General features: G+C 67.6%; 26 protein-coding genes and 3 tRNA genes. 13 read left to right on the forward strand and 16 right to left on the reverse strand.

Annotated elements, in window-relative coordinates; translation table 11 throughout:
- Positions 1–31: 31 nt before the first annotated feature.
- Genes NL241_RS00880 through NL241_RS00900 form a run of 5 tightly spaced genes read right to left on the reverse strand, consistent with a single transcriptional unit; the run spans position 32 to position 7,776 of the window.
- Entirely contained in the window at positions 32–3,268 is a 3,237-nt protein-coding gene (locus NL241_RS00880; RefSeq protein ID WP_494396517.1) for an arabinosyltransferase domain-containing protein, read from the reverse strand.
- Positions 3,268–5,214 (reverse strand): galactan 5-O-arabinofuranosyltransferase, encoded by a 1,947-nt coding sequence (locus NL241_RS00885; RefSeq protein WP_494396518.1) that lies wholly within the window; start codon positions 5,212–5,214, stop codon positions 3,268–3,270. The genes NL241_RS00880 and NL241_RS00885 overlap by 1 nt, the downstream gene beginning before the upstream one ends.
- 1 nt (position 5,215) lies before the next feature.
- A complete protein-coding gene (dprE2, locus tag NL241_RS00890; protein ID WP_494398452.1) occupies positions 5,216–5,995 on the reverse strand; it encodes a decaprenylphospho-beta-D-erythro-pentofuranosid-2-ulose 2-reductase in 780 nt (259 codons plus the stop codon).
- Positions 5,996–5,998: 3 nt separating this feature from the next.
- Positions 5,999–7,360, reverse strand: coding sequence for a decaprenylphosphoryl-beta-D-ribose oxidase (gene dprE1, locus NL241_RS00895; protein WP_487692245.1), 1,362 nt, complete (start codon positions 7,358–7,360; stop codon positions 5,999–6,001).
- Positions 7,361–7,380: 20 nt separating this feature from the next.
- Positions 7,381–7,776: a GtrA family protein gene (locus NL241_RS00900; protein WP_487692354.1), complete on the reverse strand. Its 396-nt coding sequence runs from the start codon at positions 7,774–7,776 to the stop codon at positions 7,381–7,383.
- 167 nt (positions 7,777–7,943) lie between these two features.
- Between NL241_RS00900 and NL241_RS00905 the strand changes: the two genes are divergently transcribed.
- Positions 7,944–8,567 (forward strand): HD domain-containing protein, encoded by a 624-nt coding sequence (locus NL241_RS00905; RefSeq protein ID WP_487692246.1) that lies wholly within the window; start codon positions 7,944–7,946, stop codon positions 8,565–8,567.
- A 41-nt stretch (positions 8,568–8,608) separates the two neighbouring features.
- On the opposite strand, the gene pdxR is transcribed toward NL241_RS00905, so the two are convergent.
- Entirely contained in the window at positions 8,609–10,036 is a 1,428-nt protein-coding gene (pdxR, locus tag NL241_RS00910) for a MocR-like pyridoxine biosynthesis transcription factor PdxR (RefSeq protein WP_494396519.1), read from the reverse strand.
- 49 nt (positions 10,037–10,085) lie between these two features.
- On the opposite strand from pdxR, the gene NL241_RS00915 reads away from it, so the two are divergent.
- Positions 10,086–10,559 carry a carboxymuconolactone decarboxylase family protein gene (locus NL241_RS00915; protein WP_487692249.1) on the forward strand — a complete coding sequence of 158 codons (474 nt, stop codon included), beginning with the start codon at positions 10,086–10,088 and terminating at the stop codon, positions 10,557–10,559.
- Between the two features lie 67 nt (positions 10,560–10,626).
- The gene (locus NL241_RS00920; RefSeq protein ID WP_487692250.1) at positions 10,627–11,055 is read left to right on the forward strand and encodes a pyridoxamine 5'-phosphate oxidase family protein; all 429 of its coding nucleotides are present in this window, start codon (positions 10,627–10,629) and stop codon (positions 11,053–11,055) included.
- Here NL241_RS00920 and NL241_RS00925 read toward each other — a convergent pair whose 3' ends face one another.
- On the reverse strand, positions 11,056–11,730 hold the full coding sequence (locus tag NL241_RS00925) for a hypothetical protein (RefSeq protein WP_494396520.1): 675 nt from the start codon (positions 11,728–11,730) through the stop codon (positions 11,056–11,058).
- Positions 11,731–11,890: 160 nt separating this feature from the next.
- On the opposite strand from NL241_RS00925, the gene NL241_RS00930 reads away from it, so the two are divergent.
- Positions 11,891–13,366 (forward strand): HNH endonuclease signature motif containing protein, encoded by a 1,476-nt coding sequence (locus tag NL241_RS00930; protein ID WP_494396521.1) that lies wholly within the window; start codon positions 11,891–11,893, stop codon positions 13,364–13,366.
- Here NL241_RS00930 and wzm read toward each other — a convergent pair.
- The 4 genes from wzm to NL241_RS00950 are packed head-to-tail and all read right to left on the reverse strand — an operon-like array spanning position 13,265 to position 16,325.
- Complete coding sequence (gene wzm, locus NL241_RS00935) at positions 13,265–14,095, reverse strand: galactan export ABC transporter permease subunit Wzm/RfbD (RefSeq protein WP_494396522.1); 831 nt, start codon at positions 14,093–14,095, stop codon at positions 13,265–13,267. The two genes, NL241_RS00930 and wzm, sit on opposite strands and share 102 nt — an antisense overlap.
- A complete protein-coding gene (gene glfT1 / locus NL241_RS00940; protein WP_494396523.1) occupies positions 14,092–14,991 on the reverse strand; it encodes a galactofuranosyltransferase GlfT1 in 900 nt (299 codons plus the stop codon). The genes wzm and glfT1 overlap by 4 nt, the downstream gene beginning before the upstream one ends.
- Positions 14,984–15,805: a galactan export ABC transporter ATP-binding subunit Wzt/RfbE gene (gene wzt, locus NL241_RS00945; RefSeq protein ID WP_487692258.1), complete on the reverse strand. Its 822-nt coding sequence runs from the start codon at positions 15,803–15,805 to the stop codon at positions 14,984–14,986. Before wzt ends, glfT1 begins: the two co-directional genes overlap by 8 nt.
- 7 nt (positions 15,806–15,812) lie before the next feature.
- A complete protein-coding gene (locus tag NL241_RS00950) occupies positions 15,813–16,325 on the reverse strand; it encodes a bacterial proteasome activator family protein (protein WP_487692260.1) in 513 nt (170 codons plus the stop codon).
- Positions 16,326–16,680: 355 nt separating this feature from the next.
- Between NL241_RS00950 and NL241_RS00955 the strand changes: the two genes are divergently transcribed.
- A complete protein-coding gene (locus tag NL241_RS00955; RefSeq protein ID WP_494396524.1) occupies positions 16,681–17,877 on the forward strand; it encodes a cysteine desulfurase-like protein in 1,197 nt (398 codons plus the stop codon).
- A 6-nt stretch (positions 17,878–17,883) separates the two neighbouring features.
- Here the strand turns inward: NL241_RS00955 and NL241_RS00960 are convergent, their stop codons facing one another.
- Positions 17,884–18,864 carry an NAD(P)H-quinone oxidoreductase gene (locus NL241_RS00960; RefSeq protein WP_494396525.1) on the reverse strand — a complete coding sequence of 327 codons (981 nt, stop codon included), beginning with the start codon at positions 18,862–18,864 and terminating at the stop codon, positions 17,884–17,886.
- Positions 18,865–18,929: 65 nt separating this feature from the next.
- Between NL241_RS00960 and NL241_RS00965 the strand changes: the two genes are divergently transcribed.
- Complete coding sequence (locus NL241_RS00965; RefSeq protein WP_487692263.1) at positions 18,930–19,442, forward strand: MarR family winged helix-turn-helix transcriptional regulator; 513 nt, start codon at positions 18,930–18,932, stop codon at positions 19,440–19,442.
- A gap of 18 nt (positions 19,443–19,460) precedes the next feature.
- Positions 19,461–19,547 (forward strand) — tRNA-Ser (locus NL241_RS00970).
- 163 nt (positions 19,548–19,710) lie between these two features.
- Here the strand turns inward: NL241_RS00970 and NL241_RS00975 are convergent.
- Positions 19,711–20,535, reverse strand: coding sequence for a crotonase/enoyl-CoA hydratase family protein (locus NL241_RS00975; RefSeq protein WP_487692264.1), 825 nt, complete (start codon positions 20,533–20,535; stop codon positions 19,711–19,713).
- 35 nt (positions 20,536–20,570) lie between these two features.
- Entirely contained in the window at positions 20,571–20,861 is a 291-nt protein-coding gene (locus NL241_RS00980) for a hypothetical protein (protein WP_487692265.1), read from the reverse strand.
- Between the two features lie 47 nt (positions 20,862–20,908).
- On the opposite strand from NL241_RS00980, the gene NL241_RS00985 reads away from it, so the two are divergent.
- Positions 20,909–21,490, forward strand: a complete 582-nt coding sequence (locus NL241_RS00985) for a TIGR03086 family metal-binding protein (protein WP_487692266.1) — start codon at positions 20,909–20,911, stop codon at positions 21,488–21,490.
- Here the strand turns inward: NL241_RS00985 and hisC are convergent.
- Entirely contained in the window at positions 21,487–22,536 is a 1,050-nt protein-coding gene (hisC, locus tag NL241_RS00990; protein WP_494396526.1) for a histidinol-phosphate transaminase, read from the reverse strand. The two genes, NL241_RS00985 and hisC, sit on opposite strands and share 4 nt — an antisense overlap.
- 85 nt (positions 22,537–22,621) lie before the next feature.
- Here hisC and NL241_RS00995 point away from each other — a divergent pair.
- The 3 genes from NL241_RS00995 to NL241_RS01005 all read left to right on the forward strand — a co-directional run bounded on the left by NL241_RS00995 (position 22,622) and on the right by NL241_RS01005 (position 24,745).
- A tRNA-Ser gene (locus NL241_RS00995) sits at positions 22,622–22,713 on the forward strand.
- A 24-nt stretch (positions 22,714–22,737) separates the two neighbouring features.
- Positions 22,738–22,810 (forward strand) — tRNA-Arg (locus NL241_RS01000).
- A 171-nt stretch (positions 22,811–22,981) separates the two neighbouring features.
- Positions 22,982–24,745, forward strand: coding sequence for an Ig-like domain-containing protein (locus tag NL241_RS01005; protein WP_494396527.1), 1,764 nt, complete (start codon positions 22,982–22,984; stop codon positions 24,743–24,745).
- A gap of 5 nt (positions 24,746–24,750) precedes the next feature.
- Here the strand turns inward: NL241_RS01005 and NL241_RS01010 are convergent, their stop codons facing one another.
- A complete protein-coding gene (locus NL241_RS01010; RefSeq protein ID WP_494396528.1) occupies positions 24,751–25,359 on the reverse strand; it encodes an AAA family ATPase in 609 nt (202 codons plus the stop codon).
- A gap of 111 nt (positions 25,360–25,470) precedes the next feature.
- Between NL241_RS01010 and NL241_RS01015 the strand changes: the two genes are divergently transcribed.
- Both NL241_RS01015 and NL241_RS01020 read left to right on the forward strand, forming a co-directional pair.
- Positions 25,471–26,355 carry an NAD(P)H-dependent oxidoreductase gene (locus tag NL241_RS01015; RefSeq protein WP_487692270.1) on the forward strand — a complete coding sequence of 295 codons (885 nt, stop codon included), beginning with the start codon at positions 25,471–25,473 and terminating at the stop codon, positions 26,353–26,355.
- Positions 26,339–26,803: an RrF2 family transcriptional regulator gene (locus NL241_RS01020; RefSeq protein WP_487692271.1), complete on the forward strand. Its 465-nt coding sequence runs from the start codon at positions 26,339–26,341 to the stop codon at positions 26,801–26,803. Before NL241_RS01015 ends, NL241_RS01020 begins: the two co-directional genes overlap by 17 nt.
- Positions 26,804–26,822 lie beyond the last annotated feature (19 nt).

The raw sequence follows: 26,822 nt of genomic DNA on the forward strand, positions 1-26,822 counted from the left end.
ACAGGGGATTGTGTCGCCGACCGGGCCCGACTCAAGACAGTCGAAGCGGTGCCGGGCTCCACAACCCGCTACGGGTTTCGCTGCCCAGGTCCAGCCGTGCGGGCTCGGCACCCGGATAGAACAGCACCAGCCGCTGCAGCGCACCCCAGTCGCGGGACCAGTCGTCCTGCAGATAAGTGGGCACGGTCTCGGCCCGGAACAGCAGCTCGGAAATGCCCAGCGGCCCGCCGCCCAGGTAGTCCATCACCGGCGAGTTGGCCTCGGCGCCGAACCTGTCCGGCAGGATGCGCCAACGCGGCACCTCGGTGACACCGTTCTGATGGCCGAACGGACGCTGGCACGGGAACGCCAGGCCGACCAGCCAGTCCAGCAGCACCGGATCCTCGGAGCCGACCACCTGCTGCAGGCTCTGCAGTTCCGGAATCCGGGGCGGGGTCACCGCGATCCAGTGGTCCGGCGCCAGGTCGTCCTCGGTGGAGACGATGCGGATGCGGGTGGCGTCGGCGGGGATCGCCCCCAGCGGGGCGCGCAGGTTGCGCCAGGCCGGTGCGGCGCCGACGTCGGCGAAGCCGATCGAGCCTTGGGCTTGCCCGTCGGGGCCGGCCCACTGCACCTGGAGGTCGCCGGCGTCGAAACGTCCGGCCGCCGAGACCACCAGCAGCGGCCCGGCCTCCTCGCGCGGGGGCAGCTGGTACCAGGCCGACCGCAGGAACGCCGGCAGCTGTACTCCCGAACGCCAGCTGCCCAGCACCGGCGTGCTGGCCGGGTCCAGACCGTAGGGCAGGCGGGCCCGGGAACCGTTGATCCCGGTGGTGGCCGTCGTACCGCCCTCGGTGCCGGCCTCGCCGGTTTCCTCGGAGCTGCCGCCCGCGTCGGCGAAGTTGTCACTGGTCTGCTGGTCGGAAACCGGGTCCGGCGACACATCGGTGGGAACTCCGTTGGGAGAGAAGCCGGTTGAGGTCACCGCGCCCAACGCGTCCGCCGGGGGGACGTCGACGGGGGTCAGCATGCCGGCGTTGGGATCCTGCTCCACCATGACGTCGTTGGCCAGGCCGCAGGTCTTGCCGGTCAGCGCTTCGAGGTTGGACCGGCCCACCGTCCAGGCGGGATACTGCGTCACCATCGCCATGGTCAGTGACACGACCTCGAACATGACCAGTGCCCATGCGGCGATCGCCAACGGCGAATGCAGGATTCGGCCCGCTCGGGTGGGCCGCCAGGGCCCTTCGCCGCGGCCGGAGAAGTGCATCCACACGGCCACCAGCAGTGTCAATACCGACAGTCCGAGCAGGATGGTGGTGAACCCGAACCGATACTCGGGGAACGCATTCGACCACGGCACACCGAAGTTGGACACGTACCACCAGCCGTTCACACTGGCGAAGCACAGTGCCGCCATGAACAGCACGATCGCCGCGAACACCGTGCGGTTGCGCCGCGATTTCATGGCGTGCGCCGTGACGGCCACCGCCGCCAGCGCCCCCAGTGAACCGGCCAGCCCCGCGATGACGCCGAAATGGTGGGTCCACTTGGTGGGGGTGAACATCATCGCCAGGAACAAGATGATGGTGATACCGATGATGCGACGGCTCGGTCCGGCCGCGGTGCCGGGAATGCGGCCCTTGCGCAACGACATCGCCACGGCGATGGCCAGGGCCAGCAGTACGGCCAGCACGGCGAACCGTCGGGCGATGGACCCGTCGGGGGTGGCCATGAACAGCCGCTCGTAGCGGGTGTGCTCGTCGAACCAGGCCAGGCTCGGGCCCACATCGGATTTGAAGGAGCTGGCCTGCAGTTCCCCGGCGAAGGACTGGTCGCGGAAGATCAGGATGGCCGACACGGTGATGGCGGCCAGGATCGGCGCCAGCAGCGGTGCCAGCCCGAACTGGCCGGCGCGGCGGCGCAGGATCGTCAGCAGCGGGCCGACGGCCACCAGCAGCGCGCCGATCGAGGCGATGCCGGTGGGCCCGGAGAACAGGGTCAGCGCGCCGATGATGCAGGCCACCGCCACGGGTAGCAGCCGGCTGGTGGCCACGGCGCGTTCCACCGAGCACCAGGTCAGCAGGATGCCCAGGGCGATGATCGGTTCGGGCCGCAGGCCGTTGTTCAAGGGCAGCCACACCGCCAGGAACATGCCCGCCGCGGTCCAGGCCGCCGCGCGGCTGCGCTTGACGGCGGCGCCGAGGCGCGGGATCACTTCGCGGCTGATGATCCACCAGCAGGCCAGCGCCATCAGGAGGGTGGGCAACCGCATCCAGACGCTGGCGGTGGTGACGTGGGCCCACAGCGCCAGCAGGTCGTAGTACCAGCCGAACGGCGCTTCCGGCGTGCCGAACCAGCGGTAGTAGTTGGCCATGTAGCCGGCGTTCTCGGAGACGCGGGCCATGGTGAGGATGTAACCGTCGTCGGCGGTGTTCGCGCCCACGAAGTGCCACCACACCAGCACCGCGGCCACGAGGGCGTCCAGCCCGGTGATCGACCACCAGCGCGATGGCAGCAGCCGGTGGTGGCGCACCCCGTCGGCGGTGTCGAGGATGTGCAGCGCGATCAGCGATACGAGCGTCATCAGGACACCGAGGAACATCGCCACGAGCTTGAGCACGGTCGGGGCGCTGCTGTAGCGGGTGTCGATGGTCGCCGACAACTCCAGGCCGGGTGGCGCCGGCCCGGACAGGTCGGTGAACACGCCGACAACCTGCGGGCGGAAGTCGTACCCGCCGCGTTCGCCGCGCAGCGGGGCGTCGGGATCGTCACCGGTGTTGGCGGGGGAGACCTCCTGGGTGAGGCCGACGAACTCGGCGCTCACCTTGTCGGCCTGGGCGGTGAACTCCAACCGCTGACAATCCGGTCCCAGGACAGCGCTCATCGGGGCGACGACCACGGGGGTGTTGCGGACGACGACCACCAGGTTGTTGTTGGCGCGTTCGATCAGCAGGCCGCGGTCGACGGCCTGCGGGGCCTGCTTGGGAACCGTGGACAGCAACACCGTGCGGTTGACGTTGGCCGGTCCCGCCAGTCCGGCGGCGGCCTGGCACGGCACCGTGATGGTCAGATCGGTGGCGACGTAACCGATCAACGGCGCGGTCACGGATTCGAGCACGCCGTTTTGCGGCCAGTTCAGTTCCGCGGTGGTCTGCTTGATCGGCAGGAACGGGGTGGCGATGGCCAGCAACGCGCCCAACAGTCCGGTGACGACGGCGACGGTCTTGGCTGTGCGATAACTGCGCCCCGCGTCCGTCACGGAGGTAGATCGTAACTGCGTGGCCATCAGGGTGACTTTCTGATGGCGAGCACGAACGGGCCGATGGTCTGCACGTCGAACTCGGGGCTGTCGAACAGCGCCGAGTCCAGTTCGACGGTGTAGCGCCGCACGTTGGGCTGGTTGGGGTAGACGTCCTCGGCCAGCCGCAGGGTGTAGGTGGCCCCGGATCCGGATCCGGCGCCGCGGCGCATCAGGAACACCGTCGGCGGTTCCCACGGCAGTTCGTCGAGGGCGGTCAGGAACTCCTGGCTGCCGTCCAGCTCCGCCCAGCTCTCGATTTCGGCGGAGCGGGCGTCGAACTGGGCCAGCGGGTTGGCATAGTGCGAGGTCAGGCCCTGGAAGCCGAAGTAGGGATAAAAGGACAGGAAGCTGTAGTCGGCGGTCAGCACCACGGTCTCGTTGCGGGGCCGGCCGGTCTTCTCCAGGATGGCGTCGTCGATCTCGCGGTAGTACTGCTCCGCGCCGGGCGGTCGCTGGTCGCCGCGCACACCGTCACCGTCAGTGTCGGTGTAGGCCACCGTGATGTCGGGCCGCAGGGTGTCGGGGATGTCCTGGCTGAACGCCATCGCCCCGGCCAACCCGACGGCCGCCGCCACCGGGATCAGACGCCGCCCCCAGCGCGCCGCCGCGGCCAGGCTGACTTCGAGGAACCCGAACACCCCGGCCGTGGCCAGCAGGACGGTCAGAGTGGGCTGCAACCGGAACGACAGCAAGGTGGTGCCGGCCAGTGTGGTGAGCATCGACAGCAGTGACCACAGATAGACGGCCAGCACCCCGACGGCCAGGGCACCGGCGCGCACCGAGGACCGGGCGCGCACGATCAGCCAGATGGTGCCCAGCATGCACAGCGCCCCGAGCAGCGAGAACTGCAGCATCGGGAACGTCAGCACGGCGCCGTCGTTGGGCAGGTAGTGCATGGCGCTGCCGGTGTCCGACAGCGGTTGCTTCGATGCCCTCAGCAGGAACGGCAGCCAGGTGGTCAGGGCGATCAGGATGGCGATCACCCCGGCGACGAGCAGTCTGCGCAGGGGTTCGATGCTGCGCCGGGAGACCGCCAGCACAACGGCCATGCCCGTCACCGTCATCGCGGACAGGCCCAGCAGCAGCGTGTAGAAGGTGGCGCTGATCCCGAGGAAGATCCCGACGCCAACCACGGCGGCCCACCCGCCCCTGTCCGAATCTGACTTGCTCGACTCGTTCCCGTCTCTCGCTGCGCTCGTTCCGCTCTCTCGTCTCGCGGGCCGGCGCAGCCCTGCCCACGCCAGCACCAAGATCGGCGGCAGCAGCACGGTGATCATCGCGCTGTAGGGCTCCGGCGAGGCATAGGCGATGGTCACCGCGGCCGTCGCCGTCGTCACGATCAGTGCGTAGGTGAAGCGAATCAGCTTGGACCACAACACGAATGCCAGCGCCACCGCAATCGCGATCGAGGTCACCGCCCACGGCTTGTAGACCTCCCACGCCGGCATACCCGCCAGATCAGCGGCCCGGCCGCCGATCCAGAACCAGCCCGGCGGGTAGTACGGCGGCAACCCGGCGTATGTCATGTCCTGCAGCGCGGGACTGTCGGCCAGCCGGGTCACGTACTCGGTGCGGAACTGCTGGTCGACGGAGATGCCGAACAGATACAGCTTGGTGGCCCCCAGCGGCATGCCCAGGGTGGCCACCACGAAAGCGGGCAGGAACACCAGCGCGGTACCGGTGGCCACCCGCCGCCGGCCCCGGACCCAGAACCAACCCGCCGCGAAGAGGGCCGCCAGACAGGCGAATTGGCCGACGGTGGTCAGCGCGTGCAACTGATTGCTGGAAGGGAACGCCGGCCACTGGACGCGGCTGATCGCCGCCAGTGACACGACGGAAACGACGACGGCGATCAACGCCGCCAGTGCCATTTCGCCGACTGTGCGGATGGCCGCCGTTGTTGTGCTGGACGAGGCCAGCGCTGCCCTCATCTCAGATGGGCAGCTTGCGGAAGATGGGGCGCGGGATGTGCCGCAGCACCATCATCACGAAGCGGAACGGGCCCGGGGCCCAGATCAGGTCCTTGCCCTTGGCCGACGCGGCGACCGCCAACTCGGCGACGTCCTCCTTGTCGACCGTGAACGGGGCTTCCTTGGCGCCGGTGGCCTTCCAGTGCTCGATCGTGGTCGTCGTGCGTACCTGGCCGGGCCGGATCACCAGCACCCGCACACCGAATTCCCGCAGTGCTTCGCCGAGGCCGAGGTAGAAACCGTCGAGACCGGCCTTGGTGGAGCCGTACACGAAGTTCGATCGCCGCACGCGCTCGCCGGCCGCCGAGCTCATCGCGATGATGCGGCCCGACCCTTGGGCTCGCATCTTCTCGCCGAGCAGCACACCGACGGAAACCGCTGCGGTGTAGTTGATCCCGGCGATCTGTACGGCTTTGCGCTGGTTCTGCCAGAGCTCTTCGGCGTCGCCGAGCAGACCGAAGGCCACGACGGCCACATCGATGTCGCCGCCGGCCCACGCCGCGTCGATCACCGCCGGATGGCTCGCGGTGTCCAGCGCGTCGAAGTCGATCCAGTCAACGGCTTTGGCGCCCGCGGCGCGCAACTGCTCGATGGCGGCGTCCTTGCGCGGGTGGCCCGGCAGATCGGCCAGCACGATCCGCGCGGGTGCGTCACGCAGATAGCGCTCGCCGATCGCGAGGGCGATCTCGGACGTGCCACCGAGGAGCAGGATCGCCTGCGGATTACCTACTGCGTCGAACACCATCTAGAGCAGCTCCAAACGTCGGGCCATATCGGAGGCGAACACACCCTCGGGATCGACGCTGCGGCGCACCGCGATCCATTCGTCGATCCGCGGATACATGGCGTGGAAGGTCTCGGCGGTGGTGCGCGAATCCTTGGCGGTGTACAGCCGTCCGCCGAACTGCAGCACGCGGCGGTCGAGTTCGGTGACGAATTCGTGCAGGCCCGCCTTGATGGGGAAGTCGACGCACACGTTCCAGCCGGGAATCGGGAAGCTCAGCGGCGCTTGGTTTCCCGGGCCGAAGAGCTTGAACACGTTGAGGAACGAGTAGTGCCCGCTGGCCTGGATATCGCCGATGATGGCCTTGAACTCGTCGACCGCCTCTCCTGGCACCACGAACTGGTACTGCAGGAATCCGCGGGGGCCGTAGGCGCGGTTCCACTCACCGAACATGTCGAGTGGGTGATAGAACTGCGTCAGGTTCTGGACCTTGCCGCGGTAGGTGCCGGATTTGCGGTACCAGAGCTCGCCGATGGGCCCGAAGGTGTACTTGTTGGCCAGACCGTTGGGGAACACATCGGGCAGCGTGAGTAGTTGCGGCGCATCGAATTTCAGCGGGTCTTTGCGCAGTTTGGCGGGCAGCTGGTCCAGCGTCGCCAGGGAGCCGCGCGAAATCGCCGCGCGGCCCAGCTTCGGCGGTGCGCTGATGGCGTCGAACCACGCGCTCGAATACGTGTAATTGGATTCGCTGCCGTCGCTGTGGAAGGCGATGGTCTCGTCGAGGCTGCCGGTGACGTCGCCGTCGGCGATGAAGTAGGCGGTCTCGGTGGGGGTCATCGCGACGGTGGCCCTCAAGATGATGCCCGTCAGGCCGTTCCCACCGACGGTCGCCCAGAACAGGGCTGCGTTGTCGCCGTCGGGGGTGAGGTGGCGGACCTGCCCGTCGGCGGTCAGCAGTTCCATCGAGCGCACGTGGTTGCCGAAGCTACCGGCGCTGTGGTGGTTCTTGCCGTGGATGTCGCAGGCGATGGCGCCGCCGATGGTCACCTGCCGGGTGCCCGGCAGTACGGGCACCCACAGTCCGAACGGCAGGGCGGCCTTCATCAGCTGATCGAGGTTCACCCCGCCGTCGACGTCAACGGTTGCGGTGTCGGCGTCGACCGAGTGGATACGGTTCAGCGCGGGCATGTCGATGACGAGGCCGCCACCGTTCTGCGCATTGTCGCCGTAGGAGCGGCCGAGGCCACGGGCGAGCACACCGCGCGGTCCGGCCTGCGAGACGGCCTTGATGATCTCTTCGGCGTCGGGGGTCGACAGCACCTCGGCAACCGAGGGCGCGGTGCGTCCCCAGCCGCTCAGCTGGCGTGTGGTGGTCACAGACATCGAGACAGAGGGTACCGCTCTTATCTCAACCGGAAGATCACCGCGCGCTGCACGATGAAGTTGATCACCGTGGCCGTGCCCTGGGCGATGACGAATGCCACGGGCACCCGCCACGGCTTGTCGTCCCACTGCGTGTAGAAGAGATAGTTGATGCCGACCTGTACCGCGTAGGTCAGCGCGTAGAGCACCATCACCGCGATGAACCGGGCCCGGCTGGGTGTGGCCTGGAAGGTCCAGCGCCGGTTGATCAGGTAGGCCGTGGTGGTGCCCGCGATGAAACTCAGCGTCTTGGCCAGGTTGACGTGCAGGTCCAGCTCGAGGAACACCAGGTAGAGGCCGAAATCGACGATTGCCGACAGGCCGCCGGTCACCAGGAATCGCCACACCTGCGTCCCGAGGCTCAGGTTCGGTGGCATGGGGGGCTCGGCCATCGCGGGGAAGCTTAGCTGGCACGTCGGCCCGGCCCTGACTCCCCGGCTCCTTCGTCGCCGCATCGTCGACCGGGCTGGCTCATCGGCCCGGCCCTGACTCCCCGGCTCCTTCGTCGCCGCATCGTCGACCGGGCTGCTGCAAGAATGAGTGCGTGCACGATCTGCTGAAGGTCTGGGACGCCCTGTTGGCGCGCCACACCACCCACTCGGCCGACGCGCACGCGACCGGCCGGGCACTGCTGGCCCGCTGGAGCGAGCCGCACCGGCGCTACCACGACCTGGCCCACCTGGGCGGCATCCTGTCCTACGTCGAAGAGCTGACCGGGCACGCCACCGACGCCGACGCGGTGCGGCTGGCGGCCTGGTATCACGACGCTGTGTATGCCGGCCGCCCCGATGACGAAGAACTCAGCGCCCAGCTCGCCGAGACCGACCTGGCCGCCCTGGGCGTCGAGGTGGGGTTGGTGGCCGAGGTCGGGCGGTTGATCCGGATGACCGTCGAGCACGACCCGGCCCCGGGCGATCGCAACGGCGAGGCACTCTCGGACGCCGATCTCGCGGGCATGGCGTTGCCGCCGGAGCAGTACCAGCGCAACTCTGCCCTGATCCGCCAGGAGTACAACCATGTGTCCGACGACGCGTTCCGCGCCGGCCGCGTCAAGGTGATCGAGAGCCTGCTCGCCGGTCCCGGTGTGTTCCGGACGCCGTGGGGGCGCCGGCACTGGGAGGCCGCGGCCAAAGCCAATATGAATGCGGAGTTGGCCTCGCTGCGGTGAGTCATCTGACGGCCGGCTGTCCGGAAGCGAGCTACGCCTTTTCAGTGCAGCGTGCCGGCCACTACCGCGCACAACGCGTCGACCGCGTGTGCAAACGCGTGCTCCCCAGGTGTGCCGAAATTGACCACCACGCCGTCGGGCCGCGGAATGCTGCTGTCGGCCAACGGGTGTCGTAGTCGCGAGAGGCCGGCGATACCCACACCGGCTTCCCCGGCCCGCCGCAGGAGTTCCGGTTCTGCGCCCTGCGGCAGTAGCAGCAGCAGATGCAGGCCTGCCGACAAGCCACTGACGGTCACCGCCGGCGCGAACGGGGCAAGCCGCTGCGCCAAGGTGTCGCGCCGGCGGCGGTAGCGGGTACGCATCCGTCGAATGTGCTTGTCGTAGTTGCCCGCAACGATGAAGTCGGCCATGGTCAACTGGGTGATGCCGTCGACGTAGAACTGTTGCCCGCCCGCGGCGGCCACCACGTCGTCCACGAGTCCGGTGGGCACCACCATCCAGCCCAGACGCAACACCGGTGTCAGGCTCTTGCTCGTCGAGCCCAGATAGATCACCCGCGCCGGGTCCAGGCTCTGCAGCGCGCCGACCGGTTGGCGGTCGTAGCGGAACTCGCCGTCGTAATCGTCTTCGAGCACATAGCCGTCCGCGCGTTCGGCCCAGTCCACCACGGCGGTGCGCCGCCCCGGATGCAGCGGAACGCCGTGGGGGAAGTGGTGTGCCGGGGTCACCAGGACCGCGGGGGTGTCCACGTGGTCGAGATCGCCGACATCGGCCCCCCACTCGTCGAAACCGATGGGCACCGTGGATCCCCCGGAGGCGGTGATGCAGTCACGAAAGATGAAGAGGCCGTAAGCTTCCACGGCGATCGGCCGGGCCGGACCGAACAGCCTCGCCAGGATCTCGATGGAGTGTCGGGTGCCCGCGGTGATCACCACGGAATCGGGGGAGACGCGCACACCGCGGGCGCGGGCCAGGTATTCGGCGACGGCTGCGCGCAGCTCCGGTCGGCCGCGCGGATCACCCATTCGCAGCGCCTCGTTGGGTGCCGAGTGCAGGGCGCGCCGGGCGGAGGCCAGCCAGGCCGACCGCGGGAATTGGGAGACATCCGGTGAGCCGGGCAGGAAGTTGTGTGTCGGGGCACCGACGGCGCCGCGTGGTTGCGACGGGGTGAGGCTGTGGCGTTTGAGGTGGTCGGAGTCGACCACCCAGGTACCCGCTCCCTGTCTGGATGCCAGCCACCCTTCGGCCACCAACTCGGCGTACACGTCGGCGACGGTGTTACGCGCCAGGCCGAGGTCGGCCGCAAGGGTGCGAGACGGCGGCAGCGCCGTGCCGGCGGTCAGGCGGCCCGAGCGCACCGCGTCACGCAGCGCGGTGAGCAGCACCTCACGGACACCCCGAGTACCGGGTGCCAGGGCGACGCGCAGGTCCAGGTGCAGATCGCTCCCCGAATTGGCCCACGAACTCATGCCGGTATTGAACCATCTGAACAGGCCTTTGTGGTTCTAGATTCGAGTCATGACACAGGTACTGGAAACCCAGAAGATCAACCGCATCAACCTCAACCGGGTCGCCCCCGAATTTTTCGAGGGCATGATGGCCCTGTCCGCGGCGGCCACCAAAGGCATCGACCCCACGCTGGCCGAACTCGTCAAGATCCGCGCCTCGCAGCTCAACCACTGCGCGTTCTGCCTGGACATGCACACCCACGACGCCCGCAAACAGGGCGAGACCGAGCAGCGCCTCTACCTGCTCGCGGCGTGGGAGGAAGCCGGTGACCTGTACACCGAGCAGGAACAGGCCGCGTTGGCACTGACCGAGGAGATGACGGACCTGACCCGCGGCGGGCACGTCTCCGACGCGGTGTACGCCAGGGCCGCAGCCGCGTTCACCGAGCAGGAACTGGGTCAGGTGATCGCCATGGCCACCGTGATCAACGCCTGGAACCGGATCAGCGTCAGCACCCGGGTCAAGCCCCCGCACCGGCACTGACATTGGTCACCGGCTCGAGTGCCCCGCGCCCCTTTCCGGCGCGGGGCACTTCCGCCAGGATGGGGGCATGGACGAACCGGTGATCGCCCTCGATGACCAGGACAGCTGGCAGCTGCTGTCGGGTGTGCACCTGGGCAGGTTGGTGACGGTCGTCGACGGCCGAGCCGAGATCTTCCCGGTCAACTTCGTGGTGCAGCGCAACACCGTGCTGTTTCGAACTGCGGAGGGCACCAAGCTGTTCGGCGCCGTCACCAATGACCAGGTGCTCTTCGAGGCCGACGACCACAATGTCGTCGAGGGCTGGAGTGTCATCGTCCGGGGCACGGCGAAGGTGCTCTTCGCCGCGGACGAGATCCAGGACGCCGAACACGCCGGGCTCTATCCGTGGATCGCCACCCAGAAGCTGCGCTTCGTGCGGATCACGCCCAACGACGTCACCGGCCGGCGGTTCGTGTTCGGGCCGGAGCCCGATGACGAGGACGGCGTTCCGGGCTGACTAACCTTCGTCGGCCGGCGCCGGCAGTGCAGCCTGGATTCGCTGCCGCGCAACGCTCACCGCGTCCTCGACGTCGTCGCGCGCGGCGGCTACCGACGCCAGGAAACCCTGCCACTCTTCGTCGAAGCTGTCTCTGACGTCCGCGCCCCGGGTGGCCACGGACGCGACAGTGAATGCGGCGTCGAAGGCCGACGAGACCACCGAGCCCTGGGCGCGGACAGTGGTACCCGCAACTTCGGCGGTCCCGGTGATCAGCGCATTCGGTAGCGCCGACTGCGCGTTCACGTAGGTGGCCACCGCGGCTCGGATCCGGCCCCCGGCCTCCAGGGCGGCGTCGGTCAGCGTGTCACCGGTCAGTCCGAACGCACTCGGCAGGGTGGCTCCGTCGCGCACCGCGGCGACCACCCGCGCGGGGGATTCGACGAGGGTGGCGGTCACATCGGTGGCCGCGTCGGTGACTCGGGTGCTCAGCGTCCGGCAGGCGATCAGCTGACGCTCGATCACCTCACGGAGAACGAGGGTGGCGCGCTCGTCCTCGGAGTCCCCGTCGTCGTACTCGTCGTCGAGGTCGTGGTCTTCCTGGTCTTCCTCGAAGTCGACGCTGTCGTCCTCGACGATCTCGGCAACGATCACTGCCTCGCTCACGACGGCGGGCTGGGTATCTGTCTCACTCATAGGGCCATTGAACGTTCCGTGTCCCAATTCCCGGTGGCGCTGAGGTGAATTCGGCGCCAGCCTGTGGATGAAGTTCGGACTGTGGACAACTTGGCTCGTTTCGCTTTGATCCGGGTTCGGCCGCGCCGGTCTGTCGGTGAAGGTGCGCAGCATCGTAGGTATGAGTTCGCCACCGACCGCCATGCAGGAAGACCCCGTGTCACGGGCCTTCCAGGCGATCGATGCTGCGGTGACAACATTGCTGGCCTCCGAACCCACCCAACGCACAGTGCTGCAGCACAAGGACTTCCTGGCCCGCACCCAACGCATCCTCAACCGACTCCCCGCCCTGCAATACCGCGAGATCGCCGCCCTACGCCACCACTCCAGCCCGAAAGAACTCGGCGACACGCTGCCACGGGCGCTGGCCGAAATCCTGCGCATCACCCGCCACGAGGCCAACAAACTCGTCGACGACGCCGAACGACTCGGCCCCCGCACCGCCCTGAGTGGGGAACCGTTGCAGCCCTGGCTGGCCGACACCGCCGCGGCCCAAGCCGACGGCGCGATCAACACCGGACACGTCGCAGTGATCCGCGAATTCCTGAAGCAGCTCCCCGGGCACATCAACCAGACCCAGCGTGATGAGGCCGAAGCGAAGTTGGTGCAGTTGGCCCGCCGCAAACGCCCCGATGAAGTCCGCAAAGAAGCCGACGACCTGTTTCGCCAACTCGACCAGGACGGCCGCCCACCCATCGACCCGAAACCCCGGACGGCCCAAGGTGAGATGCACGTCGGCCGCCAACTACGCGACGGCCGCCGCAAATTCTGGGGCTACTTCACCCCCGAAGGCGCCGCCACCTGGGAAGCCATCCACGCCAAATGGGCCGCACCGGGTGCCTGCAACCCCGGCGACGAATCCCCCTGCATCGACGAGGTCACCGACGACGCCGCCCGCCGCGACGGACGTACCCAACCCCAACGCAACCACGACGCACTCGTCGCCGTCGGCCGCGCCATCCTGGCCTCGGGACAACTCGGTAAACACCACGGCCTGCCGGCCACCATCATCGTCTCCACCACCCTGGCCGAACTCGAAGCGAAACTCGGGCTCGGGGTCACCGCCGGCGGCACCCGCCTACCTGTGCTCGACGTGCTGCGGCTGGCCCGCCACGCCTACCACTATCTGGTCATCTACGGCGACCATGGGGAAGTGCTGCACCTGGGCCGCACGAAACGGGTGGCCAGCCCGTCGCAGCAGATCGTCCTCTATGACCGCGACCGGGGCTGCACCCGACCGGGTTGTGACGTGCCCGGCTATGGCGCCGAGGCCCACCACGCCGTCCTGGACTGGGCCCAGGGCGGACTCACGAATATCGATGATCTGGCCTTCGCCTGCCCGAAGGACAACAAACTCGTCACCGACGGAGGCTGGATCACCCGCAAAAACCCCTTCGGCCAGACCGAGTGGATCCCACCGGCGCACCTCGACGTCGGCCAACCCCGCGTGAACGACTACCACCACCCCGAGCGACTCCGGCGTCGGCCGGAGCCGTCAGACCCAGTAGGGCACCCGGGCCCGGTACTGCCGCATCGCAAATGCGGTGACGGTCCACCCGACGATGGTCAGGACGATGACCACCACCCAGTGGTGTAGTTCTTGATCCGCGCCCAGCAACGGTGCGCGGACGATGTCGACGTAGTGCAGCAGCGGATTGAACTCGATGATCTTCGCCCAGCTGCCTGCGCCCTGATCCCGCAGTGTCTGGTCGTTCCAGATGATCGGGGTCATGTAGAACAGCAGCTGAACCAGGCTGAACAGCAGCGGGCTGATATCGCGGTAGCGGGTGGCCAGGATGCCGAAACACAGCGCCACCCATATGCAGTTCAACACGATCAGCGCCAGCGCTGGGATGAACGCCAGATCCGTCCACTTCCACTGCTGCGGGAAGATGATCGCGATGATCACGAAAATGATGATGTTGTGCGCGAACAGCAGCACCTGCCGCCACACCAACCGGTAGACGTGCACGCTCAGCGGCGTCGGCAACTGTTTGATCAGGCCCTCGTTGGCGACGAACACGTCGGCGCCTTCCAGGATCGAGGCGTTGATCAGGTTCCAGATGATCAGGCCCAGCGTGACGTACGGAAGGTGCTCGGCGAGTTCGAGATTGAACAGCTTGGAGTACAGCCCGCCCAGCGCCACGGCCATGGTGCCGGTGGCGATGGTGATCCAGATGGGGCCCAGCACGCTACGCCGGTAGCGCTGTTTGATGTCCTGCCAGCCCAGGTGCAGCCACAGCTCGCGCTTGTTGAAGCCGTCCACCAGGTCACGTCGCGCCCGTGAGAGCGTCCTGGACTGTGCCGCCGCATCGACGAACGTCATCGTTGGAACCTCTCCCGTCTTCCCAACCGCCTTAGCTTGATCCACTCCCACAGGCCGGCCGGATCACGCCGCGAGACCAGGAAGAACCAGCCGAAGCGCACCCATTCCTGCGGGATCAGCCTGCGCATGCCCGGTTGTGACTGCAGGTAGCCCCGGTTGCGGTAGGTGAAGAACCGTTTCGTGGCATCGTCGGGGAACTGCGTGTGCATCCGCCCGCCGAGAATCGGTTTGAACTCGTCGCCACCCTGCGGATGGACGTAGACCGCGTCCAGGCAGGTGCCGAACGGCACCCCCGAGCGCACCAGCCGGCGGTGCAGTTCCACCTCGTCGCCGCGGACGAACAACCGGAGATCCGGCACTCCAACAGCTTCCACCGTCGAGGCCCGGAACAGGGCGCCGTTGAACAGCGAGGCGATACCGGGCAGCAGGTCGCCTCCGGCGGAGTCGTCCACCCGCAGCTCGTCAACGCGACGCCGCCACACCAGCCCGCGGCGCAGCGGAAAGGCCAGCCGCGAGGGATCGTCGAGATCACACACCATCGGCGACACCTCACCGAGTCCGTGTCTGGCGGCACACGAGAGCAGGGTCGCCAGGACATCGGGTCCGTGGGGATGCCCGTCGTCGTCGGCCAGCCAGATCCAGTCGGCGCCCGCCGCCAGCGCGTGCAGCATTCCCAGCGCGAATCCGCCTGCGCCACCCAGATTTCGGCGTGAACCCAGATACGTGGTCGGGGTGGGCTGGGCGGCCACCAGTTCGCGTACGCGGTCATCGGAGTCGTTGTCGACGACAATCAGGTGATCCGGCAGCCGGCTCTGGGTCGTCAACGCGCCCAGCGACACTGCCAACTGCTCCGGACGACGATGGGTGACCACCACGGCGAACACCGTGTCAGTCATTCGGCACAGCCCGATCCCGTGCTGTCTCTTCGAGCACCTCACGTACATGCCGGGCCGCATCGGGGCCTTCGTAGGCGCCGACGACCTCCTCGATGCCACCACTCATCCGGATGGTGCCGTGATCGATCCACATCGCGGTGTTGCACAGCCGCGCCAGGAACTCGTTGGAGTGGCTGGCGAACACCAGGATCCCGGAACGTTCCACCAGATCGGCCAGCCGGCTCTGCGCTTTCTTCAGGAAGTCGGCGTCGACGGCGCCGATACCCTCGTCGAGCAGCAGGATCTCGGGGTCGATGCTGGTCACCACACCCATCGCCAGCCGCACCCGCATACCCGTGGAGTAGGTGCGCAGCGGCATCGACAGGTACTCACCGAGCTCGGTGAACTCGGCGATGTCGTCGACCTTGGCCATCATCTGCTTGCGCGTCTGACCCAGGAACAGGCCGCGGATGATGATGTTCTCGTAGCCGGAGATCTCGGGATCCATGCCGACACCGAGATCGAACACCGGCGCCACGCGGCCGTGCACGGTCGCCGAGCCCCGGGTGGGCTCATAGATGCCGGACAGCAGCCGCAGCAGCGTCGACTTGCCGGCACCGTTGTGGCCCACGAGACCCACCCGGTCACCCATCTTCAGCGACAGGGTGATGTCCCGCAGCGCCTCGATCACCACCACGTTGGACTCGTTGCGGCCGATCGTGCCGCCGGCCTTGCCCAGGAACGCCTTCTTCAGAGAACGCGATTTGGCGTCGAAGATCGGAAACTCGACCCACGCGTCGCGGGTCTCGATATGTGGCCGGGTAGGTGAACTCACAGCGGTACTACAGGTACTGCCCGGTGCCAGGGTGCGCGCCACCTCGCTGCTGGCCCGGTACGGCCACTCCCGGCGGCAGGGCGCCCTGTCGCATCTGCTCCAGCTGGGCCCTGGCCGCCATCTGCTGGGCGAACAGTGCGGTCTGGATGCCGTGGAACAGCCCTTCCAGCCACCCGACCAGCTGCGCCTGGGCGATCCGCAGCTCGGCGTCCGAGGGCACGGCGTCGTCGCTGAACGGCAGGGCGAGCCGTTCGAGTTCGTCGCGCAGTTCCGGCGCCAGACCTTCTTCCAGCTCGGCGATCGAGGTCTTGTGGATATCGCGCAGCCGGTTGCGGCTGGCGTCGTCGAGCGGCGCGGCCTTCACCTCTTCGAGGAGCTGCTTGATCATGGTGCCGATCCGCATCACCTTGGCAGGCTGCTGCACCAGATCGGTCACCGCCTTGTCGTCGTCGCCGTCGGCCGCGCCGGCCAGCTCCGGATCCGCGCCGATGATCTCGATGTTGTCGTCGTCCGTGGTCACTTGTTCTCTGTTCCTTCGCGCCATTCGTCCATACGGTTGCCGCCGTTGCCTAGCGACCTTAGTCCGTCGGGGACATCGTTCCCGTGGACGGACTCGAGTACCACTCCCGAGGCCGCCGGCACGTGCCGGATGAGAACACGTTCCGCTAGCGGCGGGTTGGTTTGAGCAAACTCCTACGGAGCTCTCAGCTGTACAAGAACTGTCACCGCAATGTTCAGAGAGTTAGCACTCCGAACTCGTCGGCCACTGGACTAGTATTGCCCACCAAGTGACCCGGATCGGGCAGCGAAGGTGCCTCGTGAGCATCCCCCCGCCCACCCGCCGGACCAATATCTGACCTTCTAAGGTGGCTGGCATGGCATTTGACGTCGCCCGGGTGCGAGGTCTGCACCCATCTCTTGGCGACGGCTGGGTGCACTTCGATGCACAGTCGGGGATGCTCGTTCCGGATGCGGTGTCGACCACCGTGTCGACCGCATTCCGCACCTCGATGGCCAGTACCGCCGGCCCGCACCCGTCGGCTCGGCGCAGCGCCGCGTTGCTGGACGCCGCACGCCAGGCGGTCGCCGATCTGGTCAACGGCGATCCCAGCGGTGTGGTGCTGGGGGCCGACCGCGCGGTCCTGCTCACCTCCCTGGCCGACGCGTCCTCGTCGCGAGCCGGCCTCGGCTATGAGGTGGTGGTGACCCGGCTCGACGACGAAGCCAACATCTCTCCCTGGCTGCGAGCGGCGAACCGGTACGGCGCCAAGGTGAAGTGGGCCGAGGTCGACATCGAGACCGGCGAACTGCCCGGCTGGCAGTGGGAAGGCCTCATCACCAAGCCCACCCGACTCGTGGCCATCGCGTCGGCATCGGCGACGCTGGGCACGGTGGTGGATCTGCCACCGGTCAGCAAGCTCGTTCACGACATCGGCGGTCTGGTGGTCGTCGACCACACCGCCGCGGCGCCGTACCGCCTGATCGACATCCAGGAATCCGACGTCGACGTGGTGGCGCTGAACACCGTGGCCTGGGGTGGACCGCCCATCGGAGCCCTGGTGTTCCGCGATCCCGCACTCATCGACACATTCGGTTCGGTGTCCATGAACCCGTACGCGGTGGGCCCGGCCCGCCTGGAGATGGGTGTCCATCAGTACGGACTGCTCGGCGGTGTGGTGGCCAGCATCGAGTACCTGGCCGGACTGGATGAGTCCGCGACGGGGACCCGGCGCGAACGACTAGCCGTGTCAATGCAATCCGCCTCGGCATACCTCGACCGGATCTTCGACTACCTGCTGAACTCGTTACGGTCACTGCCGCTGGTGATGCTGCTCGGCGCTCCCGACGAACGCATCCCGGTGGTCAGCTTCGCCGTGCAGAACGTGCCCGCCGAGCGGGTGGTGCAGCGGCTGGCGGACAACGGAGTGCTGGCGATCCCCAACGCCAACTCCCGCGTGCTCGACGTCATCGGCGTCAACGACGTGGGCGGCGCGGTCACCATCGGTCTGGCGCACTACTCCACGATGTACGAGGTCGACCAGCTGGTCCGCGCGCTGGCCAGCCTCGGCTGAGGCCGATCAGGCGACCGTCAGCAGGATCTTGCCCGTCACCTGACCCGATGACATCAGCTGATGGGCGTCGGCGGCCCGCTCGATCGGGAACCGGGCACCGATGATCGGTCGCACCTGGCCGTCGGCGATCAGCGGCCACAGCGAGTCCTTCACCGCCTGCACGATCGCGGCCTTGCCGTTCGCCCCGTCCACCGGGCGCCCGCGCAGCGCTGTCCCGATCACCCGCGCGCGCTTGGAGATCAGCTTGCCGATGTTGAGTTCACCCTTGATCCCGCCTTGCATGCCGATCACGATCAGTTGCCCGTCGGCGGCCAGGGCGTCGACGTTGCGGCCGAGGTAGGACGCCCCCATGATGTCGAGGATCACGTCGGCACCGGCGCCGTCGGTGGCGTCCTTGATCCGTTCGACGAAGTCTTCGTCGCGGTAACAGATGGTCAGCCCGGCGCCGAGCTCACGGCACAGATCCAGCTTGGCGTGCGAGCCGGCGGTCACGGCCACCCGCGCCCCCAGGGCGCGCGCCACCTGGATCGCGTGGGTGCCGATACCGCTGGCGCCGCCGTGGATCAGCAGCATCTGACCGGCTGACAGGTGGGCCGTCATCACGAGGTTGGACCACACCGTGCACGCCACTTCGGGCAGCGCGGCCGCGTCGTGAACGTCGACCCCGGCCGGCAGGGGCAGGACCTGACCGGCCGGCACAGCCACGTATTCCGCGTATCCGCCGCCCGCCAGCAAAGCGCAGACTTCTTGCCCAATCTGCCAATCGGAGGTTGCTCCACCCAGGCCGACCACGGTCCCCGACACTTCCAGGCCCAGAATCGGGCTGGCGCCGGGCGGGGGTGGATAGTTGCCCGCTGCCTGCAGCAAATCCGCGCGATTGACGCCCGCGCAAGCGACCTTGATCAGGATTTCCCCGTGGTCGGGTGCCACATCGGGCACGTCGCTCCACTCCAGCTGCTCCGACGGGTCAGCGACGATTGCACGCATATTTGTCACGCTACTACCTGCAGGTTTGGCTTACTTGATTCGCTTCGATCGCATACCATCAGCCCATGGAGGGGATGATTGCCGGGCGCACCGCAAGCGATATGCCCGGGCTTGATATTGCCGAGGAGAGGGCGTGGCAACACTTCCTCGATTCGGCGCTGCGTATGTACGCCGCATTGAACCGGGGTCTGACCGACTCGCATCAGCTCACGCTCAGCGATGTGCGGCTTCTCGACATCTTGGATCGCTCGCCCACCGGGGCGGCACGCATGGGGGATCTGGCGCAGGCGCTGCTGTCGCTGCCCAGTCGGGTGACCCGGCAGATCCGGCGTCTCGAGAAGCAGGGACTCGTGAGACGCACCGCGAGCCCCGATGACGGCCGGGGGGTGCTGGCCGCCATCACCGACGAAGGCCGGGCCGCCGTGCGGGAGGCGATGGTCACCTACTGCAAGGGTGTGCGCACGCACTTCCTCGGTCAGTTGTCGCGCCCGCAGATGGCGGCGATGGGGGAGAACTGTCGGCGCATCAGCACCGCACTCAAGCACGTGGAGCGTCCGGGCAAGTTCGGGCGCGCCTGAGCCGCTACTCTTGTCGGCGGTGGCGTGGCAGAGCGGCCTAATGCACTCGCCTTGAAAGCGAGAGACGGCTAACACCGTCCGGGGGTTCAAATCCCTCCGCCACCGCTCATTGCTCGTGCAGTGTCGGTGCGAATCGCAGCACGGCGGACCGGCTGTGTCTCCAGCGCGCCCTGCCGCAACCGCTGCGCCGCATCGTCCATCGTTGCCAGCCGGCACCGGAGTAACTCCTCGTCGACCGCACGCTGCGCGTCGAGCGAATGCACCAGGGTCATTCGCCCTTGAAGTCCGGCGGACGCTTGGCGAACATGGCGGAGATGCCCTCGGTCAGGTCCTTCGACGGCAGGAAGGCCGAATTCCACGCCGCCACGTAGCGCAGGCTCGCCGCCACCGCGGCCGTGCGCTGCTCGTCGAGAACGTCCTTGACACCCTGCACCACCAGCGGGGGGTTGGCGGCGATCTCGGCTGCGGTGGCATGGGCGGCGGCCAGGGAGGCCTCGGCGTCGTCGTACACGTCGTTGACCAGGCCGATCTTCTCGGCGCGGGCCGCGGTGATGTCTTTGCCGGTCAGTGCCAGCTCACGCAGATGCCCGTCGTTCAGGATCAGGGGCAGCCGGGCCAGGCTCCCCACGTCGGCGACGATGGCCAACTTCACTTCGCGCACCGAGAACTTGGCATCGGCGCTGGCGTAGCGGATGTCGACGGCACTGATCAGGTCGACGCCGCCGCCGATGCACCAACCGTGCACCGAGGCGATGGTCGGGGTGCGGCAGTCGGCGACCGCGGTGATCGAGTCCTGCATGGTCTTGAGGCGGGAGTGGAACTCGGCGCGCGGCCGGGCCAGCGCCCCGTCGGCCATCATCGGGCCGAGGGTGTCACCCATGGCCGCCAGGTCCAGCCCGTAGCTGAAGTGCTTGCCGGAGCCGGTCAGCACGATCGCCCGGACCTCCGGATCGGCGTCCAGCGCGCGGAACGCCCGAGGCAGCTCCGCCCAGAACGCCGGGCCCATGGCGTTGCCCTTGCCGGGACCCAGCAGCGTCACCTGCGCAACACGGTCCTTGATCTCGACCGACAGCGATTCGTAAGCGTCACCCATGACGCCAGGCTAACCGGTTGGTTGGGGTCTGCGGGTCAGCGCCCGGCAAGTCCACGCAGCAGTCGCTCGACGTCGGCTTCCGGTGCGGTCCGGCACAGCACATCGGCCAGGCCGCTGATCAATGCGGGATTGCGGGAAGTCTGACCGTCCATGATCTCGTCGATCACCGCCATCTTGTCGCGGTCGCCGAGGGCGTTGAACTCTGCGCACTTCATTCCTGTGACGGAGACGGGTTCGGTGGTCTGGGCCACCACGCCTTCGGTGGTGCGGGTGCACCCGGTCAGCACGCAGGCCGCAACCAGGACCGCCATCACGATGCGCTTCATCGCTTCGACGCTAGTGCCATGTCGGGGGCCGGGCCTAACGTGACACCATGGCCGACCCCACGTACAAGCAGACTTTCACCCCACCCGTCGACGAATTGGCGTGTGCCGAAGCGACGCTCACCGTGCTGCATGCCGTCATCCGCCCCCTTTCCCGGGATGACATGTCCCGACCGACACCGTGTACCGAGTTCGACGTGGCCCGTCTCACCGAGCACCTGCTGTCCTCCATCACCACCCTGGGTGGTGCGGCCGGCGCCGAGTTCCCCGACAACAACAGCGAGGACGCGGTGGACCGCCAACTCATCATGGCGGCGCGTCCGGCCCTCGATGCCTGGCACCGGCGCGGCCTTGACGGCACGGTCTCCGTCGGCCCGGGCCAGTTCCCCGCCACCTCGGCCGTCAGCATCCTGTCCTTGGAGTTCCTGGTGCACGGCTGGGACTACGCCCAGGCCGTGGGCCGGGAACTCGAAGTCCCCGACACGCTGGCCGGGTACGTGCTCGAGGCTGCCAAGGGCATCATCACCCCGGAGGGCCGGAAGGCCGTCGGCTTCGATCAACCCGTCGAGATAGGCGGCGACGCATCCGAATTCGAGCAACTGCTGGCGTTCACGGGGCGCACGCCCGGTTAGATCCAGCCCTGCGCGAACGCCAGGAAGGTGTCGTTCTCGTGCGGGGCGCCGATGGTGACACGCACCCCGTCGGTGCCGTACGGCCGCACCAGCACCCGGGCGTTGGCGGCCTGCTCCACGAAGTCGGCCGTGCGCTCGGGTCCGAGCGGCAGCCAGACGAAGTTGGCCTGGGAGTCCGGCAGCTCGTAACCCGCCTCACGCAGCGCGGCTGACACCCGGGCGCGTTCGGCCACCACGGCGTCGGTGCGGGCCATCAGTTCTTCGGACGCCTGGATCGACGCGATCGCCGCGGCCTGGCTCAGGCTGGTCGCGGTGAACGGGACGTAGACCTTGCCGAGCGCGGTGATGATGTCGGGGTCGCCCACCGCGTAGCCCACCCGTGCACCCGCCAACCCGTAGGCCTTCGAGAACGTCCGCAGCACCACGACATTGGGGTGGCTGCGCACCAGCCCGAGGCTGTCGGGGACCAGGCCGTCGCGGATGTACTCGACGTAGGCCTCGTCGATCGCGATCAGGATGTCGCTGCGCACTGCTTCGACGAAGGCGGCGAGCTTGTCCGGGTCCACCACGGTGGAGGTCGGGTTGTTCGGGTTGCAGATGAAGATCAGCCTGGTGTGGTCGGTGACGGCGGCCAGCATCGCGTCCAGATCGTGGGTGTGATCTTTCAGAGGCACCTGCACCGGCGTGGCTCCGGCCACACGAACCTGCAGCGGGTACACCTCGAACGCGCGCCAGCCGAACATCACCTCGTCGCCCACCGACGCGGTGATCTGGATCAGCTGTTGGCACAAACTCACCGAACCGGCGCCGGCGGCGATGTTCTCCGGCGCGAAACTCACGTGCTTGGCCAGGTGTTCTTTGAGTTCGACGTAGCCGTTGTCGGGATAGCGGTTGAGGTTGCCGGTGGCGTTCTCGATGGCAGCGCGCACGCTGGGCAGCGGACCGTCGACGGTTTCGTTGCTCGCCAGCTTGATCGCGCCGGGCACTGTCTTGCCTGGTGTGTAGGCCGGAAGTTCGGCCATCAACGGGCGCAGTCGGGCGGTCATTTGGTCAGCATATGTGAGTGCCTGTACGCTTCTCCCTCGGCGGTTCCGGTGCTCCGAGCGGGTCCGGTAATCTCCGAGGACGCAAGGAGGCGTGCCAGAGCGGCCGAATGGGACTCACTGCTAATGAGTTGTCCCCCTTACAGGGGACCGGAGGTTCAAATCCTCTCGCCTCCGCCATATAACTGAAGAAGCTGTACCCAAGCGCCCGTAGCTCAACGGATAGAGCATCTGACTACGGATCAGAAGGTTAGGGGTTCGAATCCCTTCGGGCGCACTCCCTGAAAATGCCGGTTGCCCATGCAGCCGGCGTTTTTGTGTTCGTAGGCATTCGCGGGCGCGAGTGGGTGCGCCGCGATAAGTTGACCTCTCCTGTGATTGCCGGAGGGGTCAAAAAGTGGCGAATCGGTCAGCTGCGCGCCGGTCTCGACGGTCTGGAGCCTTTGCCGTGCGGCGTTGGCTGCAGCTGGGCGCCGCCTCGGCCGGAATGGGCGCGGCATTGCTGGGCTTGTCCGCGCTGAGCCCCGATCTGGGAGTGGCGACCGCGGAGACCACCGGCCAGTCCACGGTGTCGTCGTCGCCTTCCGACAGCGACGAGTCCGGAACGTCGAATGACACTGGGAGCTCCGAGGCGGCCGGAGACACCGACGCGGCCGACCGGGACGACGAGGACGACGCAGCGGAGGACGACCCTGGCGAGGACGACCCTGACGAGGACGACGCCGAAGATCCTGACGAGGAGGACGCGCAGAACGAGCCCCGCCCTGCCCAGCGCACCGCTCGGGACCGGACCGGACCGGTCGCACCGACGGAGACACCTGACACCACCGACGACGAACCGGCCGCAGTAACCCGCGAGGACGCAGCCGGGCGGGCGGCCGCAGAACCGGTCGCGGCACCGCCGGTGAGCGACCCGGCCGACGCCGATCACCCCGCCGCGCCCGCGCCCAGCCAGCCGTGGGCATTGCAGGCCAGCAGCACCGTCGGTGAACGGCAGCAGCAGGTGGCCGGTCAGATCGCGGCCCTCATGGCGTCGTCACAGTCGTTCATCGCGTCGTTGCCTGTCAGCACGCCCGTCCGGGAGGCACTCACCGGGACCGTGTTCACGCTGCAGCGGGCCTTTCTCAATCAGGCGCCGACGGTCCAGTCCGTCGTCCAGTTCACCGGGCAATCCGGCGAACCGGTGAGCGGCCGGCTCGGTGCGGTGGATCCAGAGGGTGACGGGATGGTCTACCGCGTCGTCCAAGGGCCGAAAGCCGGGACGCTGCAGCTCAATCCGGACGGCAGTTACACCTACACCCCCGGAGCCGACTTCGCCGGGGTGGAGACCTTCGTGATCGCGGCGTATGACCGTGGGCTGCACGTCAATCTGCTCGACCTCTTCCGCAACCCTGGCACGTCGGCCGCGATGCTGGTGAACCAGGGCGCCATCCGATTCGCGTTCGACTACACCACCGGCGCCGAGCACTGGACCGCGGAACGGCGGGCTGCTCTGGAGTCGGTGGCGACCTCCGTCGGTACGTACTTCTTCGTCACGGCCCCGGTCACGCTCACGTACGACGTCACCGGTCTCGACAACCCCGACACCCAGATCCTCGCGACCGCGGGCAGCAATCTCGTGGGAAACGCGGACGAATTCCTCCGGTCCGTCATCCAGGTCAAAGTCGTGACCGGCGTCGACGCCAACGGCGCTGCGGCTGACGGGGTGATCAACTGGAACTTCGCCTACCCGTGGGCGCTCGGCGCGCCGGTGGGGCCGGACAGTCTGGACTTCCGGACGGTGGCGGTACACGAGTTGATGCACTCGTTCGGGTTTCTGTCCCGCATCGATTCGCCCGGGAACAATGACCACCGGTACTGGTCGGTCTTCGATGCCCACGTCGCGGCTCCGGATGGGACGAAGGTTATCTCGAGTGACTTCACCTGGAACAGTGCGTACGACGGAAACATCAACGGCCACAACGGTGGCCTGTACTTCGCCGGGCCCAACGCGGTCGCGGCGTACGGCGGGCTGGTTCCGTTGTTCACATCGGATCCGTGGAGCGCGAGCAGTGTGGTGCATCTGGCCGAATCGGCTTCCGCGCCGGGCCGCGCGATACTGATGCTCCCGTGGTTGGAGTACGGCCCCGGCGTGCGGGTCCTCAGTCCGGTCGAACTGGGCATCCTGAAGGATCTGGGGTACACGGTTCTGCTCCACCCCATGCCGGTGTAAGCACGTCACACCCGGATGTGTCGCGCTGCCACTTCCAGCCGACGGATCTGGGCACGCAGCGGTGACAACCGCGGCGCCACCAAGGTCAGCCCGGCGTCGGCGGCAACGGTTTCCACCACCTCGTCCAGGGTGTGGTCGTCGGTAGGCACGTGCGTGGCATACCGAGGTGACTCCAGTGCGGTGACGCAGCGGTCGATCTGACGCATGGCCCAGGTTTCGTCGCCACCGAAGACCCGGGCGCCGATCGCTTCCAGCCGGGAGCGCAGCCGCTTGTGCAGCGTCGCCGGCGATGCCATCAGGGTGTAGTGCCGCACCTCCATCTCGGCGCGCAGCGCGCCGATGATCTGGTCGAAGTAGTCGTCGCGCACGATCGTCATCGGCACGATCAGCGGGCCGGCGGCGGCGCGTTCGGCGGTCCGCAGCGTGGCCACCACCGCGGCGCGCCAGCCCGGCAGATCCTGGAAGTCGGCACGCGCGCAGGCGGGCAGCATCTTGTGCATCGCGAACCCGAGCAGCTCCGGGTCGGCGACGTGACCATCCGGCAGCCGCCGGTGCAGTTCGTGGGCGGTGTGCGTCTTGCCGGCGCCGAATGCGCCGTTGATCCAGATCAACACCGCTACGACGTTACAGAATCACGCTGAGTCGATCTCTTTCCCTACTAATCCGCTAGAGAAAGAATCAGCTGACATCGCAGGGTGAATACAGCTGTGCCAGAGGAGGTTTGAATGGCTCTCATCGTGGTGCTCGCCGGCGCCTCCGGAAAGGCCTCGCGCGCGGTCGCGCTCAGCGCCTACGTGGCCGAGTGCCTGGACGCCTACGGTCACACCACGCTGATCGTCGACCCCGCCCAGATACCCGCCGACGTGCTGGTTTCCGGGGATACGTCGGCTCCCGACGCGCGTCACATCGTCGAGACGGTCGATGTTGCCGATGCCGTCATCCCAGTCACCCCGGTGCGCAACGGTTCGTTCTCCGCGGTGCTCAAGGCGGTCCTGGACTTGTTGCCGCCCGGCGCCTTCGCCGACAAGACGGTCATGCCCGTGGCCACCGGGGGCACCTCGTCACACCTGACCGGCCTGGAGTACTCGCTGCATCCGGTGATCGCCGACCTCGGCGGTCGGCATCTACTACGCGGGGCGTATGTCCTGGACCGCGACCTCGACGTGCACGGCTGCGGAGCGGTGGTGGCGCCGGAATCCGACGAGGTGCTCAGGCTGGCTCTGGCCAACCTGTCGGCTGCACTGGGCTCCACTGTGCGCGCCGACGATCATGACGCGCTGCTGATCTCCCCGGAAGAGGCGCTGGCGCGCCATCGCGACGGTGCGGTGCTGCTCGACGTCCGCAAGAGCGGTGACCGCGAGCGCAGCATCACCGGGGTGGTACACGTCGAGAAGGCTGACGTGCCTGCGCTGTTCGACCCGAGAGCCGCCGGGGCGCTGGGCATCTCGACGGCGCGCTCCATCGTGGTGTTCTGCAACCGCGAGCAGGGGTCGCAGCGGGTGGTGCAGACGTTGCAGGATCTCGGCTACACCGAGGTCCGGCATGTGCGCGGTGCGGCAGCAGGGCTGGAGAATGCTCAGCAGGAATCGGCCCGTGCGCATCTCGGCTAAAACCGATTACGCGCTCAGGGCGCTGGCGCATCTGGCCGCGGACTGGACGGTGTCGCACAGTTCCGAGAGCATCGCCACCGAACAGGACATCCCGGCCAAGTATCTGGAAGCCATCCTCTCGGAGCTCAGCCGTACCAGGTTCATCATCAGCCAACGTGGCCACGGCGGCGGGCACCGCCTGCGGATCGCGCCGGAGCGCATCGCGCTGGCCGATATCGTGCGGGCCCTCAACGGACCATTGCTCACCGTGCGCGGCGAATGCCCAGAAGACCTCGAGTACGAAAGCCGTTCCGAAACGCTGCAATTGGTGTGGGTTGCGGCACGGGTCTCCTTGCGCCGCGTCCTGGAGCGCACCACACTGGCCGATCTGGTCGCGGGCCGACTGCCCGACGAGGTCGCCGAGTTGACCAGCGACCCCGGAGCCTGGGTGTCGCGCACCTACATCTGACCATCCCGACACTGAAGAT

The organism is Mycolicibacterium sp. SMGY-1XX, assembly GCF_059132455.1.

Bases quoted from the DNA above. Each gene is read 5' to 3' on its own strand.
- NL241_RS00960 (WP_494396525.1), bottom strand. From the start codon at position 18,864: ATGCGTGCAATCGTCGCTGACCCGTCGGAGCAGCTGGAGTGGAGCGAC.
- NL241_RS01015 (WP_487692270.1), top strand. From the start codon at position 25,471: ATGGCTCTCATCGTGGTGCTCGCCGGCGCCTCCGGAAAGGCCTCGCGC.
- NL241_RS00885 (WP_494396518.1), bottom strand. From the start codon at position 5,214: ATGAGGGCAGCGCTGGCCTCGTCCAGCACAACAACGGCGGCCATCCGC.
- NL241_RS00965 (WP_487692263.1), top strand. From the start codon at position 18,930: ATGGAGGGGATGATTGCCGGGCGCACCGCAAGCGATATGCCCGGGCTT.
- NL241_RS00915 (WP_487692249.1), top strand. From the start codon at position 10,086: ATGACACAGGTACTGGAAACCCAGAAGATCAACCGCATCAACCTCAAC.
- NL241_RS00980 (WP_487692265.1), bottom strand. From the start codon at position 20,861: ATGAAGCGCATCGTGATGGCGGTCCTGGTTGCGGCCTGCGTGCTGACC.
- NL241_RS00985 (WP_487692266.1), top strand. From the start codon at position 20,909: ATGGCCGACCCCACGTACAAGCAGACTTTCACCCCACCCGTCGACGAA.
- NL241_RS00955 (WP_494396524.1), top strand. From the start codon at position 16,681: ATGGCATTTGACGTCGCCCGGGTGCGAGGTCTGCACCCATCTCTTGGC.
- hisC (WP_494396526.1), bottom strand. From the start codon at position 22,536: ATGACCGCCCGACTGCGCCCGTTGATGGCCGAACTTCCGGCCTACACA.
- NL241_RS00920 (WP_487692250.1), top strand. From the start codon at position 10,627: ATGGACGAACCGGTGATCGCCCTCGATGACCAGGACAGCTGGCAGCTG.
- NL241_RS00900 (WP_487692354.1), bottom strand. From the start codon at position 7,776: ATGCCACCGAACCTGAGCCTCGGGACGCAGGTGTGGCGATTCCTGGTG.
- wzm (WP_494396522.1), bottom strand. From the start codon at position 14,095: ATGACGTTCGTCGATGCGGCGGCACAGTCCAGGACGCTCTCACGGGCG.
- dprE1 (WP_487692245.1), bottom strand. From the start codon at position 7,360: ATGTCTGTGACCACCACACGCCAGCTGAGCGGCTGGGGACGCACCGCG.
- NL241_RS00975 (WP_487692264.1), bottom strand. From the start codon at position 20,535: ATGGGTGACGCTTACGAATCGCTGTCGGTCGAGATCAAGGACCGTGTT.
- glfT1 (WP_494396523.1), bottom strand. From the start codon at position 14,991: ATGACTGACACGGTGTTCGCCGTGGTGGTCACCCATCGTCGTCCGGAG.
- NL241_RS00925 (WP_494396520.1), bottom strand. From the start codon at position 11,730: ATGAGTGAGACAGATACCCAGCCCGCCGTCGTGAGCGAGGCAGTGATC.
- NL241_RS00880 (WP_494396517.1), bottom strand. From the start codon at position 3,268: ATGGCCACGCAGTTACGATCTACCTCCGTGACGGACGCGGGGCGCAGT.
- pdxR (WP_494396519.1), bottom strand. From the start codon at position 10,036: ATGAGTTCGTGGGCCAATTCGGGGAGCGATCTGCACCTGGACCTGCGC.
- NL241_RS00930 (WP_494396521.1), top strand. From the start codon at position 11,891: ATGAGTTCGCCACCGACCGCCATGCAGGAAGACCCCGTGTCACGGGCC.